This is a genomic window from Allobosea sp. P4_E12 (genome assembly GCF_056401655.1).
This window is the reverse complement of sequence record NZ_JBFUIY010000015.1, coordinates 58,446-73,177: the sequence shown is the minus strand read 5'-3', so window position 1 is coordinate 73,177 and position 14,732 is coordinate 58,446. Positions and strand designations below refer to the sequence as shown.

Sequence of the window (14,732 nt, the reverse complement as noted above, 5' to 3'; positions counted from 1 at the left end):
TCTCATTCTATTGGTCTTGATAGTGTTGCGTTGGAGGAATGATGCGGGGTTTGCGGCGTAGGGTGCGCGGGGTTGCAGGCGGAGGCGGTTACGCTTTCGCCGCTATGCTTGCCATCCAGCCGGTACCCGCCGAGGCTTTCGACCTCTCCTCGCTCGACATATTCGGCTTGTTCGGCTCCTCGGATAAGCCGCCTGCGGTCAGCAGCACGACGCTGCCCTATCAGCTCGAGTTCGACGTCAGCGGGGCCACCGATGCCAAGGCCCTGACGCTGACGCTGCGCGACGCCTCGCTGCTTTACCGGCTCAGGCAGGATGCGCCGCCCGATGGCGAGACCCTGGCCCGGCGCATGGTCGCCGATCTCAACCCGCTGATCGATGCCCTCTGGTCGCAGGGCTATTTCAATGCGGATGTGACGATCGCGGTCGACGGTAACGGTCTGCGCCTCGGCAACGAGCCCGGCCCGGCGCTGGTGCGCGCGCTTGAAGCCTATCGCAACCGGGCCCCGGCGCCGGTCACCGTGCGGGTTGTGACCGGCCCGCTCTTCAGCCTGCGCAATGTCGAGGTCGTCGAGCAGGGCAAGGGCGGGGGCGGTGCCATTGCCGATCCCCACAAGGTCGCGCGCCTGAAATCGGGCGACCCCGCGACTTCGGCCGCCTTGCGTTCGGCGCAGTCATCTCTGGTCGATCACCTGCGCAACCAGTCGCGCCCGCTCGCCAGGGTGGTCGCGCTACGCCCGGTCGTCGATCATGCGGCGAAGATCATGGATGTGACCTATGTCGTCGAGCCCGGGCCGGTCGCCGGTTTCGGCGATGTCGGGATCGAGGGCACGGTCGATGTCCCGCCGCATGTCGTTCGCTCCTTCATCTATCTGGAGCCGGGCGACCCCTATTCGCCCAAGGCGCTGGCCGACACGCGCAAATCGATCACCTCAATTCCGGCCATCGGCTCCGCCCGTATCCGCGAGGCCGACCGGCTCGACGCCAATGGCAACCTGCCGATCTTTGTCGACATCACGGAGCGGCCGAAGCGGCTGATCGGCTTTTCCAGCCGCTTTTCCACCATCGATGGTCCGGCGGTCAGGACCTATTGGGAGCACCGCAATCTGCTCGGCGGTGCCGAGCGGCTCAGGCTCGAGGGCGATCTCTTTCTCGCACCGCGGATCAACGGCACCACGATCCAGAGATTTGGCGATTTCGAGCAGTCCGACCTTGGCGGGCGCTTTGCGTTCAGCTTCATGAAGCCGGCGCTGAACGGAACCCGTTACGACCTGCTGGTCGACGGCGTCGCGACGCGCGAGCGCGTCGGCACCAATCGCTATGGCGGCTATACCGCCCGCTACGCCAATGTCACCAGCAGCATTCGCCGGCGTTTCAGCGACACCTTCTCGGTCCAGGCCGGCCTGGAGGTCGAGCGCGGCCAGACCAGCGATGTGCTGGGTCAGATCACCTACACCCTTGTCGGAATCCCGCTTTCTGTCCGATACGACACGACCGACAGCCTGCTCGATCCGACGCGCGGTGTCCGCCTCACCGCCTCCGTGGCGGCATATCCGACCTTCATGGGATCGACGGTCGGCATCGTCCAGACCAAGGGCGCGATCTCCGGCTATTACGCGCTCGATGAGGAGGCCCGTTATGTGCTGGCTGGGCGCATCGGCTTCGGCTCCGTGGCCGGCGCAGCGCTCGACGAGATCCCGTCGACGCGGCGCTTCTATGCCGGCGGTGGCGGTTCGGTGCGCGGCTACGCCTATCGCACGCTGTCACCGCTTGGCCCCTACAACCAGCTGATCGGCGGACGCAGCCTGTTCGAAGCCTCGGTCGAGGCGCGGATCAAGATCACCAACACCATCGGCATCGTGCCGTTCTTCGATGTCGGCACGGCCTTCGAAGAGAGTTTCCCGGCCTTCAATCAGACGCTGCGGATGTCGGCTGGTCTCGGGTTGCGCTATTATACGCCGATCGGCCCGATCCGCTTCGACGTCGCTGCGCCGCTCAATCCGCGCAAGGGCGACAAGCCGGTCGCGGTCTATATCAGCATCGGGCAGGCCTTCTGATGGGCAACCGGCTCACCCTTTCGCGCCTGGCGCTTCTGGCCCTGCTGCTGGTGGTGGGGCTGGTCGTCTCGGCCCGCTTCGGCGGTTTCGCTCAGAACGCGCAGAATGATCGCGGGGTTCTGGCCGACCTGATCTCGCGCGCCCTGTCGACACCGAACAGCCAGGTCTCGATTGGGGCGGTCGATGGCGCGCTGTCCTCCGACGCGACGATCCGTGATGTGGTTCTCTCCGATCGCGACGGCGCCTGGCTGAGGGTCGACCGCGTACGGCTGATCTGGACCCGCACGGCCCTGCTGCTCGGCAGGCTCGAGGTCGACCGGCTCGAGATCGGCAAGCTCGAGATCTTGCGCAAGCCGATTGCCGATCCGGCCGCAGCGCCGACCAGCGACCAGCCGCTCCTTCCGGAGCTGCCGGTCAAGGTGAACATCACCGCCTTCCAGCTGGGCGAGTTGTCGCTGGGCGCCCCGATCGTCGGCGTGCCGGCCCGGTTGGGTGCGACCGGCGCAGCATCGCTCGGCGCTCCATCCGAGGGGCTTTCGCTGCGTCTCGAGGCGCGCCGGCTCGACGCGCCGGGCGAGTTCACGCTCAGGCTCGGTTTCGTGCCGCAGACTACGCGCCTGCAGATCGCCGCCAAGGTCGACGAGCCGCAGGGCGGCCTGATCGCGCGTGTCGCCAATCTCCCGGACCAGCCGCCGGTCAAGCTCGACCTCAATGGCGATGGCCCGCTCGACGCCTTCCGCTCGACCCTGACCTTCACGGCCGGCCCGACCATTGGGGCGCAGGGCTCGGCCAATCTCTCGCGCGTCGGTACTGGCCGTGACCTGGCCCTGGCCCTCGATGCCCGTATCGAAGGGCTGATGCCGGCGCCGGCCGCACCGGTCTTTGCCGGCTCGACCCGTCTCGACGGCACGGTCGGCTTCGTCGATGACGGTGCCGTCGACCTGCGCAACATCGCGCTCGTTTCGGCGCTGGCGCGCCTCGATGTCGTCGGCCGCTACGGGGCCGACAAGAATCTCGATATTCGCGTCACGGCCGCAGCCGTGCCCAATGCCAATGGCCGCACTGTTGCCGCCGGCACCGAGATCGGCAAGCTCGCCCTGGATGCCACCGTCAATGGCCCGGTGAACGGGCCGCGCGTCGTCGCCTCGCTCGACGCTCAGGATCTGCGCCTGCCGACCGGTCGTCTTGGCAAGCTCGTGGCGCAGTTCACCGCGACGCCGAACGGATCGATCGGCAATGCCGACACGCGCATCGCGCTAGTCTCGGACGGCGAGGCGACGGGCGTGGCGCTAGCCGATCCCAGGTTCGCCCGCGTCGTCGGCGACCGCATCGTCTTCACGCTGCGCGGGACAGGGCGGGGCGAGGGGAGTGCCGATTTCGAGACGTTGCGGCTCGCGATGTCCGGCGTGGAACTCGACTACAAGGGGCAGCTCGGCAAGGCCCGCATCCTGGGGCAGGCTCGCGCAGTCCTGCCCGATCTCTCGCGCCTCAGCGGGCTTGCCGGCCGCAAGCTTTCAGGCAAGGCACAGCTCGGCGCCGATCTCGATGCGGTGCCGCGCCAGAACATCTATTCCGCGAGCCTCGATGGCCGTGGCGATCAGATCGGGACCGGGGAGGCGGCGCTCGACCGGCTGCTCGCCGGCAATCTGACGCTGGCCGGGCGCGTCGGGACACTCGCTGACGGCGGCGTGAATGTCAGTGGTCTTCGTCTCGCCGGGCAGCATGTCGCCCTCACGGCCGATGGCGGCATCGGCCGCGAGCGCTCGGATCTGCGGGCTGCCATCACCCTGCCTGACCTGAAGCGGGCCGATCCACGCCTCTCCGGCAAGGGCGAGGTCACGGCACAACTGACCGGACCGCAGGACAAGCTCGATGCCTCGGCACGGATCGCGGTGACGAATGCGAGCGCGCTCGGTCGTCCGATCCCGCGGCTGTCGATCGATGCCGTGATCCGCGACCTGCAGGGCGCGCTCGAGACGCGGGCGACGCTCGCGGGTGAGATCGAGGGCAAGCCCGCGACCGGCACGCTGCAATTTGCACGCCTGCCCGATGATGCCTGGGACCTGTCGAAGCTCGATCTCGCCATCGGCTCGGTGAAGCTGACCGGCGCGGTTACGCTCGACCAGGCCAGGCGCGCAGCCGGTCGGCTGACGCTCGCCGCGCGCAATCTCGACGATCTCTCGGCTCTGGCCCTCACCAGGCTCGGCGGACAGCTCGATGCGGACCTCACGCTCGCTCTTGTCGAGGGGCGGCAGAACCTGGACCTGAAAGCCAAGGGCACGCGCATCAATGCCGCCGGGGTTTCGCTCGACAAGCTCGATGCCAGCGTCGGTGCCACGGATCTCCATGGCCGCCCGGCGATCGACGCTGCGATCGCCATCGATCGCGCGGTGATCTCTGGCGAGGCGATCAACGCGATCCGCTTCGATTCGAAGGGCGGGCCGGATGCGAGCGCCTTCACCCTCAGCGCCAATGCCCGGGGCTTCACGCTCAATGGCGCTGGCCAGCTTGTTCCCGGCGATCCGCTGCGGCTCGACATCGCCTCCTTCGATGCCCGGCGCGAGGGCAAACGCATCACGCTGGCTAACCCCGCTTCGCTGAGTTTCCCCACTGGCGGTGTCGAGATCTCGAAGCTGGTGCTCGCCATCGACGCCGGCCGGCTCAGCCTTGATGGCCGGGCGGGCGAGACGCTCGATCTGCGCGTGAATGCGAAGGACATCCCGCTTTCGGCGGTCAAGCTGGTGGCCCCGAAGCTCGATCTGTCCGGCACCTTGAACGCCGAGGCGCAGATGTCCGGCAAGCCGGATGATCTCGCCGGTCCCTGGCAGATCCGGATCGCGCGGCTGGTGACTCCCGAAACCCGGAGCGCCGGCCTGCCTCCGGTCGAGATCAGCGGCAACGGTCAATTCTCCGGCCGGCAGACCAGCGTCGAAGCGACGCTGACGGCCGGCCGCGGCGCGAATCTCGCGGTTCGCGGCACGGCGCCCCTGAGCGCAAGCGGCGCGCTCGCTCTCACCATTCAGGGCAAGCTCGACGCTGCTCTCGCCAATGCGCTGCTCGCGGCGCAGGGGCAGCGGCTGACCGGCACAGTGACGCTCGACCTGCGGGCCGGTGGCACGGCGGCAGCGCCCGAACTGAACGGCGTTGCGACCCTCGCCAATGGCAGTTTCACCGACGCTCTCCAGGGCGTGCGGTTGACCGGGATCGAGGCGCGCATTGCTGCCAATGGCGACAATCTGCGGATTGAACGCGCGGTTGCCCGCGCGGCCAATGGCGGCACGTTGTCGGCGTCAGGCCAGGTCCGCGTCGACCCCGCCGCCGGTTTCCCGGGAGAGATCAAAATCGAGGGACGCCGTGCCCAGCTTGTCTCGAACGGCATCGTGACATCGGTCGCCGACCTCAATCTCGCGATCGGCGGTCCCCTGGCGCAGCGCCCGCGCGTCGATGGGCATGTCGATATCATCTCGCTTGACGTCGCGGTGCCGGATCGGTTGCCGGCTTCCTTGCGTCCCGTCGACGGAATTCGTCACGTCAATGCGAAGGGCGCTGCGGCGGTGCGGATTGCCGCGCAACGCAAGGCGGCGCGCAGCGCCGGCAAAGGCGGACGCGCGGCGCCTGCCTTCGATGCCGCACTCGCCGTCACCATCTCTGCGCCGAACCGCGTCTTCATCCGTGGACGCGGGATCGACGCTGAGCTTGGCGGCGAGTTGCGCGTCGGCGGCACGCTTTCGGCCCCCGTGCTCGATGGCGGCTTCGATCTCAGGCGCGGCCGCTTGTCGGTCGCGAGCCAGCGGCTCGATTTCAGTCGCGGCCGCCTGACCTTCACGGGTGGCGTGATTCCGGAGCTCGATTTCGTCGCCGAGACCCGCGCCTCGGACGTGACCGCGCGAATCCTCGTCACCGGGCCGGCGGACCAGCCCGCCTTCGCCTTCACCTCTCAGCCCGAGCTGCCGCAGGACGAGGTGCTGTCGCGTCTGCTCTTTGCCCGTGCCTCCGGCTCGCTCTCGCCCTTCCAGGCCCTTCAGCTGGCGCAGACGGCCGCGCAATTCGCGGGGACCGGTGGCGACGATGCCTTCGAGAAGCTGCGCAAGTCGCTCGGCGTCGACAATCTCGACATCCAGATGGGTGCCGGCGGACCCACCGTCGGTGTCTCCCGCTATATCGGCGACAACGTCTCGATCGGAATCAAGGCCGGCGCCAAGCCCGAGGATAGCGGCGTCTCGATCGGCATCGATGTAACGAAGCGGCTTCGCATCCAGGCCGAAACCGGCGCGGATGGCAGCGCTGCCGTCGGCGTCGGCGCCGAGTGGGAATACTGACTGGCGCCAGCGCGCCGTTCCGGATGGCTGTGGCTTGAGTCGCCCATCCCGATTCGAACAGGCCGTGATTCTGCCGCCTTTTGCCTGCAGGACATGCCCAGCCGGCGCGCGCGGTTAACGGCGGGTAAATTTCGACCCTCAAAGCGTGGCGCGCCTGCAACACCGGGTTTCAAAGCACCCCCTCGGACCTCGCGGCGGCGTGATCTCGGTTGATCGGCCACCCGGCATTCGTATGGTGAAGGTGCGTCGGGACGTTCCCGGTCGCTGTTTTTCGTCTTCGCCTCTGAATGGTTCAGGGACGTGGGCGAAAGACCGGGATAGGCGGGTTCGCCGGTTTGGTCTCCTGGGGCCGATCGTCAAGAACACGCCGAAGCCCGAGGGTCTCGAAACTCTTTTGGAGGTTACCAATGAAGCTCGTTAAGAGCCTCCTCCTCGGTTCTGCCGCCGGCTTCGCCGCGGTYGCCGGGGCTCAGGCCGCCGATCTTCCCTCGCGGAAGGCCGCTCCGGTCGAATACGTTCGCGTCTGCACCGCCTATGGCAGCGGCTTCTTCTACATCCCCGGCACCGATAGCTGCCTGCGCATCGGCGGCCGTCTCCGCGCTGAGTACACCTTCGGCGAGCGTTGGGGCGACCTGCAGGACTCGTACGGCACCCGCGCTCGTGGTCGTCTGAACATCGACCTGCGCACCGCCACCGCTTACGGCACCCTGCGCACCTTCATCCGTTATGACGTCACGGTTTCGACCGGCCCGTACGGCTACGGCGCGCTGAACGGCGGCGCGATCKYCGCCAACGGCSYKGCTGGCGCCAACAGCAACACGACTGGCATCAGCCTCGAYAAGGGCTTCATYCAGTTCGGACCGATCACCGCTGGTCGCGCGCAGTCGTTCTTCGACTTCTACGCCAACGACCTCGGCTTCAGCTCGCTCCGCGGCTCGGACAACAGCCCGAACCTGTTGGCCTACACCGCGACCTTCGGCTCGGGCTTCTCGGCCACGATCTCGCTCGAAGAYCGCCTGGCCGGCCGYAAYGCGRTCGYYCGCARCGCSSTYSYCTTCAACRRCGCTGCTSYGRYCCTCGAGGGCAGCSAGTATCCGGACCTCGTCGGTGCGTTGAACGTGACCCAGGGCTGGGGCTCSGCTCAGCTGTCGGGTGCCATCGGTCAGCGTAACGTTGCCAGCTTCSCGSYTGGYRCYATYGGCAACACCACGATCATCCGTGGCGGCGACGAGACCGCTTGGGCCATCCAGGGCGGTCTGAAGTTCAACCTGCCGATGCTCGCCGCTGGCGACGTCCTGTGGTTGCAGGCAGCTTACGCTGAGGGCATGGGCTCCTACCTCGGCTACGGCGGCACCTATGGCTACGGCCGCCTCGGCTCGCTCGCCGCTGCGGACATCGTCATCGACCAGACCACCGGTCGCTCGAAGCTGACCAAGGGCTTCGCCATCACTGCTGGCCTGAAGCACTACTGGACCCCGACCATCCGTTCGGAAGTCTATGGTTCGTACTCCGAGCTCGACATGGGCGCTGCGGTCCAGAACGGCCTCGGCACGCTCCAGAGCGGTCCGGTCAAGCTTGACCCGAAGGAGTTCATCATCGGCACCAACCTCGTCTGGACCCCAGTTTCGGGCCTGGATATCGGCGTGGAAGTTCTCTACTCCAAGGTTGAGCTGAAGAACCGCATCGGTCAGGTCAACAACTTCGGCGTTCGCAACAACAACCTGCTGATCAAGTCGGACGACGCCCTCACCGGCCGTCTGCGCATCCAGCGCGACTTCTGATCGGTTCTCCGATCCTAGTCGGAAAGCCCCGGGGAAACCCGGGGCTTTTTTCGTTTGGATATCGAGGGTTAGGCCTGTTCACTCACTTGACAGGGGCGGGCGAACCGTCCTGACTTGGCGCCCTGGGGACGGTGATCGGTAAGGGCCTGACAAGTCTGTGCCGACGCGGGGAGCGGGAATGGCGCAGCCGGCAAACTGGTTATGGGGGCTCGTGCCGCTGGCGCTGCTCTGGAGCGCCAGCAACCTCTATCTGGATGATGCGATTCAGGACGATGTCAGTCGCCGTGCCATCGCGGTGGCGACGCAGGTCGCCGGCGAGGCGCCCGGCGCAAGGCCGGTCATGGCGCTCGTTGCCGGACGCGATGTGCTGATCGTGGGCGAGGCGCTCTCGGCCGATGGCGCTGCCAAGGCCATGGTGCAGTTGCGCGGCGAATTCGGCATACGCCGGGCGCTCGGGGGCCTGTCCCAGGTCGTCGCGCAGAAACCCTATAGCTGGTCGGCGACGCGCGAGCGCGATGCGGTGACGCTGAGCGGCTTCGTTCCCGATGAGGCGACGGCAACCGCCAACATTGCCGCGGCGAGTGCGGCCGTCCCGGGATTGCGCGTCGACGATCGCCAGATGCTCGCTTTTGGCGCGCCTGCCGGTTTTGCCGCCGTAACGCAGAAAATGCTCGGTGAGCTGGCCGGACTCTCGAGCGGCAAGGTGGCGCTGGACGACACGCGCTTCTGCATCGAGGGCAAGGCGACGACGCCGGAGCGCTTCCTTGCGTTGCGCGAGCGCACTGCATCCCTGGGGCAGGGTGGGTTCACCGCAGTCGAGTGCAGCCTCGAGCCGCCGACGATCGCGCCTTATCGCTGGTCTGTGGAGAAGAGCGCGGATGGCGGGCTGAGCGTCACCGGCTTCTACCCGTCGGATGAGGCGAGGCAGCAGATTTCCGCGGCCCTGCGGCGCAGCTTTCCCGAGCCCACTCGGATCGACGATCAAAGCAAGCCGGCCCTTGGCGAGCCGGGCGCTTTCCTGGTCAAGGTCACGCGCGCCATTGGCGATCTTGCCCGGCTCCGCCGCGGCAAGGCCGAGCTCGATGCCGGCAGCTACAGGCTGTCCGGCGACGGGCCCGAGGATTTCGAATCCTGCCAGGCCTTGCAACTGCTGATCGCGCAGACGGACGGGCCGGATTCGGTTGCGCAGGCCAACATCATCTGCCCGCCGGCGGCCCCTCCTATGCCAGCCCTGCCGGAGATTCCACCGCTCTTTGTTCCGGCCGAACCTCCTGCGCCTTCGGAGCCTGCAACACCTCCTGCGCCTCAGCGCGGTGAGGTGCCATCGCCCGGCAGCTCCCACGCCAGTGCCGGTGAGGCGAAGGCGCCCATCCCGGTACGCGCTGTGCCCGAGCGCACGGTTCCGCTGCAATGGCGGGCGGAGAAGACCGAGCAGGGCGTCGTGCTGAGCGGCCTCGTTCCCGACGAGGCGGCGAGACAGGGCGTGCTGCAATCGGCCGACCGCGGGGCGGATGCGGGTCGCATCGCTGATCGCATGACGGGTGAACCGAAGCTGCGTGAAGCTCCGGATTTCGGCACGGCGACCAGCTTCCTGCTGGATCTGCTCGGCAGGATGAGCAACGGCGTGGTTTCCATCGAGGGCACGCAGGCTTCGCTCTCGGGGGCCGTTGCCGACGAAGGGGCCTGGCGCGAAATCGAGGCCGCGCTCCGGCAGCAGCCTTTGCCGGGAGGCCTCACGGGCGCGCCGGATCTGGCGGGCCTTGGCCTGCGCCCCTTCGGTCTGACGATTTCGGCGGATCGCTCGGGCGTCGGCCTGTCCGGCTATTTGCCTGATGAGCAGACGCGCTCGGCGCTTCTGGCGTTGCTGGACGGCTCACCCTTGCAGGGCAAGATCGTGGACGAGACGCGCATCGTGCCCGGAGCGCCTGCCGGTTTCGGCGGCGCAGCTCGCGTCGCCGTGACCGATCTGCTCAGGCTGGATCTCGGCACCGCGCGCCTGGTCGATGGCAAGGTCGAGCTGCAGGGGTTGACCTGCCGCGAGCTGATCAAGGGCGAGGTCGAGACCAGCGCCGCGAGCGGGCTGCCTGCCGGCTTTTCAGGCCAGGCGGAGATCGGCTTGCGCCAGACGGGTTGCGTCACGGAACCGCCCAACACCTGCCAGAACGACCTCGATGCCTTGACCAAGCGCCAGTCCGTGCTGTTCGGCCAGGGCACAGCTGTGGTCGTGCTCGATGCGACCACGGAACGGGCCATGGCGGAAGCATCCGCGATCCTCAAGCAATGCCCGGATGTGCGCGTCACGGTCGAGGGGCATGCCAATCTCGATGGCGAGCGGCGCGGGTTCGACAATGTCGATCTTTCGAACCGGCGCGCTCGGCGCGTGCTTGATGAGTTGGTCATACGCGGCATCAGCGCTGCCCGGCTCGAGCCGAAGGGCTTTGGCGCGCAGCGACCGCTCGTTCCCCATGACGAGCCGGAGGCGAAGGCCATGAACCGTCGCGTCCAGTTCACGGTCGAGAAGTAGGGATCGCTGGCATGCTCTACCTGGCCACCCAGTTCGCATGGTTCCTGCTCGCGGCCTTCGGCATCGGCCTAGCCATGGGCTGGATCACCTGCACAGGAGGGAAGGTCCGTTTCTGGACCAGTCCGATCACCCTGCTCGTGGGCGTCTGGGCCGTGGTCGCCGCGCTCACCTGGCTGCAGGTGGTGAATGGTGTTGCCGCGCTCTGGCTGGAGACCGCGCTCCTTTATGTCGCGGCCTATCTGGCGGGCTGTTGTCTCGCCTGCTTTGTCCGCACGATCTTCGCTCACCGCGATTCAGTTCTCGCCATAGCCGGCGCCAATGCCGGTTCGATCCCTGAGACCCCGGCCGGGCCTGCTGTCGCTGCGTTGAAGCCGGTCTTGGTGCAATCGGCCCCGCTGCTGGACAAGGTCGAGGGCGAGGACCTGATCTCCGGCAGGCGGCCGTCCGGCCTTGTCGCGGCGCGCAGCGGGAAGGCCGACGATCTCAAACTGATCAAGGGCATCGGCCAGCAGAACGAAGGCAGGCTGCACAGCCTCGGGATCTGGCATTTCGAGCAGATCGCCGCCTGGACCCCCGAGAACATCGAGTGGGTCGGCCATTATCTCGCCTTTCCCGGCCGGATCGAGCGTGAGGACTGGGTCGCCCAGGCGCATTCGCTCGCAGCCGGCATCGAGACCGCGTTTTCGACACGGGCCCGCGCCGGTGAGGTCGAGGCCTCGCGTGACGATGGTACGCAGGGGCAGGGCAATGTCGCCGGCGTCCCCGAAGACGGAGCCGACGGCAAGCGGCGGTAAATCCTCGATTTCAGTGAGCCCGGCGTGTTGCGACCGCCGGGGGGTGGGCCGGCCCAAGACTCAGGCGGCGCGCTTCTCCGCCTTGCCGATCAGCTTGCCGATGCGCCGCACCATGTCCTTCGATCCGAGCAGGGGCGCATGGCCCTGTCCCGGTGCGACGAAGATCTCGCAATCGGGATGGCGCTCCCCCATCTCGCGCAGCGTCTCCTCCGAGAGAAGATCGGAATTGGCGCCACGGATCGCCAGAATCGGCACGGCGTTCAGCCCGGCGAAATAGGTCCAGAGCACGGGCAGCGGCGCCTCGAGGTCGAGTTCCTCCAGGATCTTCATCAGATTAGGGTCGTAATCGGTGACGAGATGTCCATCGCGCTCGGTCCAGGTCCGACGCGCCATTATCTCCCATTCCCGTTCGCCGAAAGCCGGGAATTGCTGGTCAGACAGGCGCTTGAGGATTTCGGCGCCTTCGACAAAGCTGCGCGGGCTCGGCAGCTTGCCGACATAGCCGCGGATCCGCAGCAATCCGCGCGCATCGATTACCGGGCCGACATCGTTCAGGACGACGCCCTTGATCATGGCCGGGCGCGCCGCCGCCAGCGCCATCGTCAGCAGGCCGCCGCGCGAGGTTCCGACGAACACGGCGGCCTCGATGCCGGCCGCCGTGAGCAGCTGCATCATGTCGTCGAGCTCGACCCGAATATCGTAATTGGCCCAGTTCCTGTCATAGGCGGAGCGCCCGCGCCCGCGGTAATCGAGCGCCAGGACGCGCCGTGGTTTGGCCTCGTCCCCTGCCAGCGCCATCGCCAGTTCGTGGAAGTCGGCAGCCGTTCGCGCCAGCCCCGGCAGGCAGACCACCGGCAGGGCGTGCGAGGCAAGGGGACCGTAATCGCGGGCGTGGAGCTTCAGGCCGTCGCGGGCACTGATAAAGAAGGAGCGGAAACCGCTATCAGAATCCATTCGCCCTCCGGCGGCGCTGCAAGAGGCTGGACTAAAGCATCTTCAGGCGAAATGGGCACTGGTCCCAGTCAAGAAAATCCGCCGGAACGGAGCAGGCGAGGGGGGCTCCGGCCGTGAAGGGCCGGAGATCCCGCCTAATCCCGCGTCCAGGTCCGCTTCAGGTCGTAATCGATCAGATAGGCGGTACGCTGGTTCAGCCTCTGCCGGTAGACCTGCAGGTTCTCCATCACACGCTGGACGTAGTTGCGGGTCTCGTAGATCGAGATGCGTTCGACCCAGTCGACGGCATCGACGTCGCTCTTGCGAGGGTCGCCATAGGCGTCGATCCAGCGCTTCACATTGCCGGAGCCGGCATTATAGGCCGCGAAGCTCAGGATATAGGAGCCGCGCCATTCCCGGATCAGGTCGTTGAGATGGGCGGCGCCCATCTGCGCCGAATAAAGCGCATCGCTGCCGAGCCGCGGAAGGTCGAACGGCATATTGGCGCGCCGTGCCGTTTCCCGGGCTGTCGCCGGCATCATCTGCATCAGCCCGCGTGCGCCGGCATGCGAGACCGCATTGGGATCGAAGGCGCTTTCCTGCCGGGCGATGGCGTGGACGATCGCCCGCTCCATCGGGTCGCCCAGCACCGGGAAGTCCGGCACGCCGGAGGTGGGGAACGCGGCGGTGTCGAGCGGGAAGCCGCGCTGCAGGGCGGTCTTGCCGATCGTCAGCAGGGTCCTGACATCGCCTTCACGGCTGGCGATCGCGGCCACGGCTTCCAGCGCGGTCGTCGTATGCAGGCGCTGCGACAGATCGACCAGCATGGTGGCTGCAAGATCGCGCGCGCCGATCTGGTAGAGGAGGCGCACACCCTGATGACCGGGCAAATGTTCGAGCGCCGCCGATTCCGTCGTGCGGATCGGCAGGTCCGGCAGGCCGAGCTTGGCCCGGGCAAGCTGACCGTAATAGGCGACGGAATGAGCCGCCGCGCGCTCATAGGCTTCCTGGGCGCGCTCGTTCAGCCCGATCGCTTCGGCCGCGCGGCCTTGCCAATAGGCAACGCGCGCGACCGAGACCGGCGTTTCCGCCCATTTGGCTGCCTCGTCGAAATGGGCGAGAGCCAGGCCGGGCTGATCCCGAAACCGCAGCGCGATCCAGCCTGCGTGCCATTCCGCGTCGATGCGCTCGGCGGCGCCTTCGGCGCCATGACCGGCTGCGACCTCATAGGCCTTGGCGGCATCGCCCTCGTCGAGAAGCTTGCGCGCGATCAGGCGCCGCTCCGTCCACCATTCGTCGCCATCGCCGAGCAGGGCCGGGTCGCGCGGCACCTTGGCGAGAATCTGCGCGGCTTCGCCGGCCTTGTTGGCGCGCCGGGCCTGCTGCACCTGCAGAAAGGTGAAGGAGAGATCGTTGCGGAGCGACGCCGGCACGGCCGCTATCAGTGCGGGCGCGATCGTGCCCTTGGACTGCGCGCTGGCGAGCCGCGCCTTGGCGAGCAGGACATAATCGGTGGAGACGCGCGCGGCATTGCGCAGCGCCGCCGCATTGTTCTCCTCAAAGAGATAGCGTTCCGTGCGCAGGCGATGGTCGGTCACTGTGAGCCGGTCGCCGAAGCTGTTCAGGACGATCGCTTCCAGCGGCGCGCCGAGATGGTCGCGCCGCCAGGTCTCGCGGATCAGCGCCATCGCATCGTCGGGCTTGCCGTCAGCTTTCAGGGCCATGGCCAGCGCCACGCGGCCGACCGGGCTGATCGGGCGCTGCGCATGGAAGAAGGCCCGGATCACGGCCACGCTCTTCTTCTCGGCAATCAGCGCGGCCTCGGCGCGGCGGCGGAACAATGTCGTTGCCGGATAGTTCGGATAGGTCTCGAGAAAGGCGTTGATGCGGGCAAAGCCCACCGTGCTGCCACCGAAGCGGATCGCGGCCCATTCGAGCATGGCGCGCGTCGCGCGGTCGTCGAAGGCCGAGGCGAGGGCATCGCCCTCGGTCACCGCACCACGGCGATAGGCCTCGACCGCAGTCTTGAGAGCGCCCTGATCGGCTGGCGCGTCGGCGCGCAACTGCTCGTCGGGCGAGCGCAGGAGCGTCGCCGTCGTCGCAGGATCGGCAATGGCCGCAACACGGTCCTTCTGCAGGACGTGGTCGGCGTCGTTGGTCGCTTGGGCACTCGCAGTCACAAGGAGTGCAGGCACGGCCCATGAAAGGAGCCGTCGAGAGGCAGGCAGCCGTACCATGGTGGATTTCCCCGGGATGGCGCTTGGACTTCGATGGTCGGCGAAGGGTCTTGATGGACCGTTAACTAACGTGCAAGCGATTTTTGACGG

General features: G+C 67.3%; 7 protein-coding genes. 5 read left to right on the top strand and 2 right to left on the bottom strand.

Going from position 1 to position 14,732, the window contains the following annotated elements; translation table 11 throughout:
- Positions 1 to 104: 104 nt before the first annotated feature.
- The 5 genes from AC1DW9_RS19765 to AC1DW9_RS19745 all read left to right on the top strand — a co-directional run bounded on the left by AC1DW9_RS19765 (position 105) and on the right by AC1DW9_RS19745 (position 11,472).
- Positions 105 to 2,054, top strand: coding sequence for an autotransporter assembly complex protein TamA (locus AC1DW9_RS19765; RefSeq protein WP_441504780.1), 1,950 nt, complete (start codon positions 105 to 107; stop codon positions 2,052 to 2,054).
- Positions 2,054 to 6,373: a translocation/assembly module TamB domain-containing protein gene (locus AC1DW9_RS19760; protein WP_476776470.1), complete on the top strand. Its 4,320-nt coding sequence runs from the start codon at positions 2,054 to 2,056 to the stop codon at positions 6,371 to 6,373. Before AC1DW9_RS19765 ends, AC1DW9_RS19760 begins: the two co-directional genes overlap by 1 nt.
- A 407-nt stretch (positions 6,374 to 6,780) precedes the next feature.
- Complete coding sequence (locus tag AC1DW9_RS19755) at positions 6,781 to 8,154, top strand: porin (RefSeq protein WP_476855163.1); 1,374 nt, start codon at positions 6,781 to 6,783, stop codon at positions 8,152 to 8,154.
- Between the two features lie 178 nt (positions 8,155 to 8,332).
- Positions 8,333 to 10,678 carry an OmpA family protein gene (locus AC1DW9_RS19750; protein WP_476776851.1) on the top strand — a complete coding sequence of 782 codons (2,346 nt, stop codon included), beginning with the start codon at positions 8,333 to 8,335 and terminating at the stop codon, positions 10,676 to 10,678.
- Positions 10,679 to 10,689: 11 nt separating this feature from the next.
- Positions 10,690 to 11,472 carry a hypothetical protein gene (locus tag AC1DW9_RS19745; RefSeq protein WP_476776850.1) on the top strand — a complete coding sequence of 261 codons (783 nt, stop codon included), beginning with the start codon at positions 10,690 to 10,692 and terminating at the stop codon, positions 11,470 to 11,472.
- 60 nt (positions 11,473 to 11,532) lie between these two features.
- Here AC1DW9_RS19745 and AC1DW9_RS19740 read toward each other — a convergent pair whose 3' ends face one another.
- Both AC1DW9_RS19740 and AC1DW9_RS19735 read right to left on the bottom strand, forming a co-directional pair.
- Positions 11,533 to 12,426: an alpha/beta fold hydrolase gene (locus AC1DW9_RS19740; protein WP_441504775.1), complete on the bottom strand. Its 894-nt coding sequence runs from the start codon at positions 12,424 to 12,426 to the stop codon at positions 11,533 to 11,535.
- Between the two features lie 134 nt (positions 12,427 to 12,560).
- The gene (locus tag AC1DW9_RS19735; RefSeq protein WP_476776849.1) at positions 12,561 to 14,642 is read right to left on the bottom strand and encodes a transglycosylase SLT domain-containing protein; all 2,082 of its coding nucleotides are present in this window, start codon (positions 14,640 to 14,642) and stop codon (positions 12,561 to 12,563) included.
- Positions 14,643 to 14,732: the final 90 nt, after the last annotated feature.

What these genes read in the sequence shown, in the direction of transcription:
- AC1DW9_RS19735 (WP_476776849.1), bottom strand. Translation starts at nt 14,642, where the DNA reads ATGGTACGGCTGCCTGCCTCTCGACGGCTCCTTTCATGGGCCGTGCCT.
- AC1DW9_RS19740 (WP_441504775.1), bottom strand. Translation starts at nt 12,426, where the DNA reads ATGGATTCTGATAGCGGTTTCCGCTCCTTCTTTATCAGTGCCCGCGAC.
- AC1DW9_RS19760 (WP_476776470.1), top strand. Translation starts at nt 2,054, where the DNA reads ATGGGCAACCGGCTCACCCTTTCGCGCCTGGCGCTTCTGGCCCTGCTG.
- AC1DW9_RS19750 (WP_476776851.1), top strand. Translation starts at nt 8,333, where the DNA reads ATGGCGCAGCCGGCAAACTGGTTATGGGGGCTCGTGCCGCTGGCGCTG.
- AC1DW9_RS19765 (WP_441504780.1), top strand. Translation starts at nt 105, where the DNA reads ATGCTTGCCATCCAGCCGGTACCCGCCGAGGCTTTCGACCTCTCCTCG.
- AC1DW9_RS19745 (WP_476776850.1), top strand. Translation starts at nt 10,690, where the DNA reads ATGCTCTACCTGGCCACCCAGTTCGCATGGTTCCTGCTCGCGGCCTTC.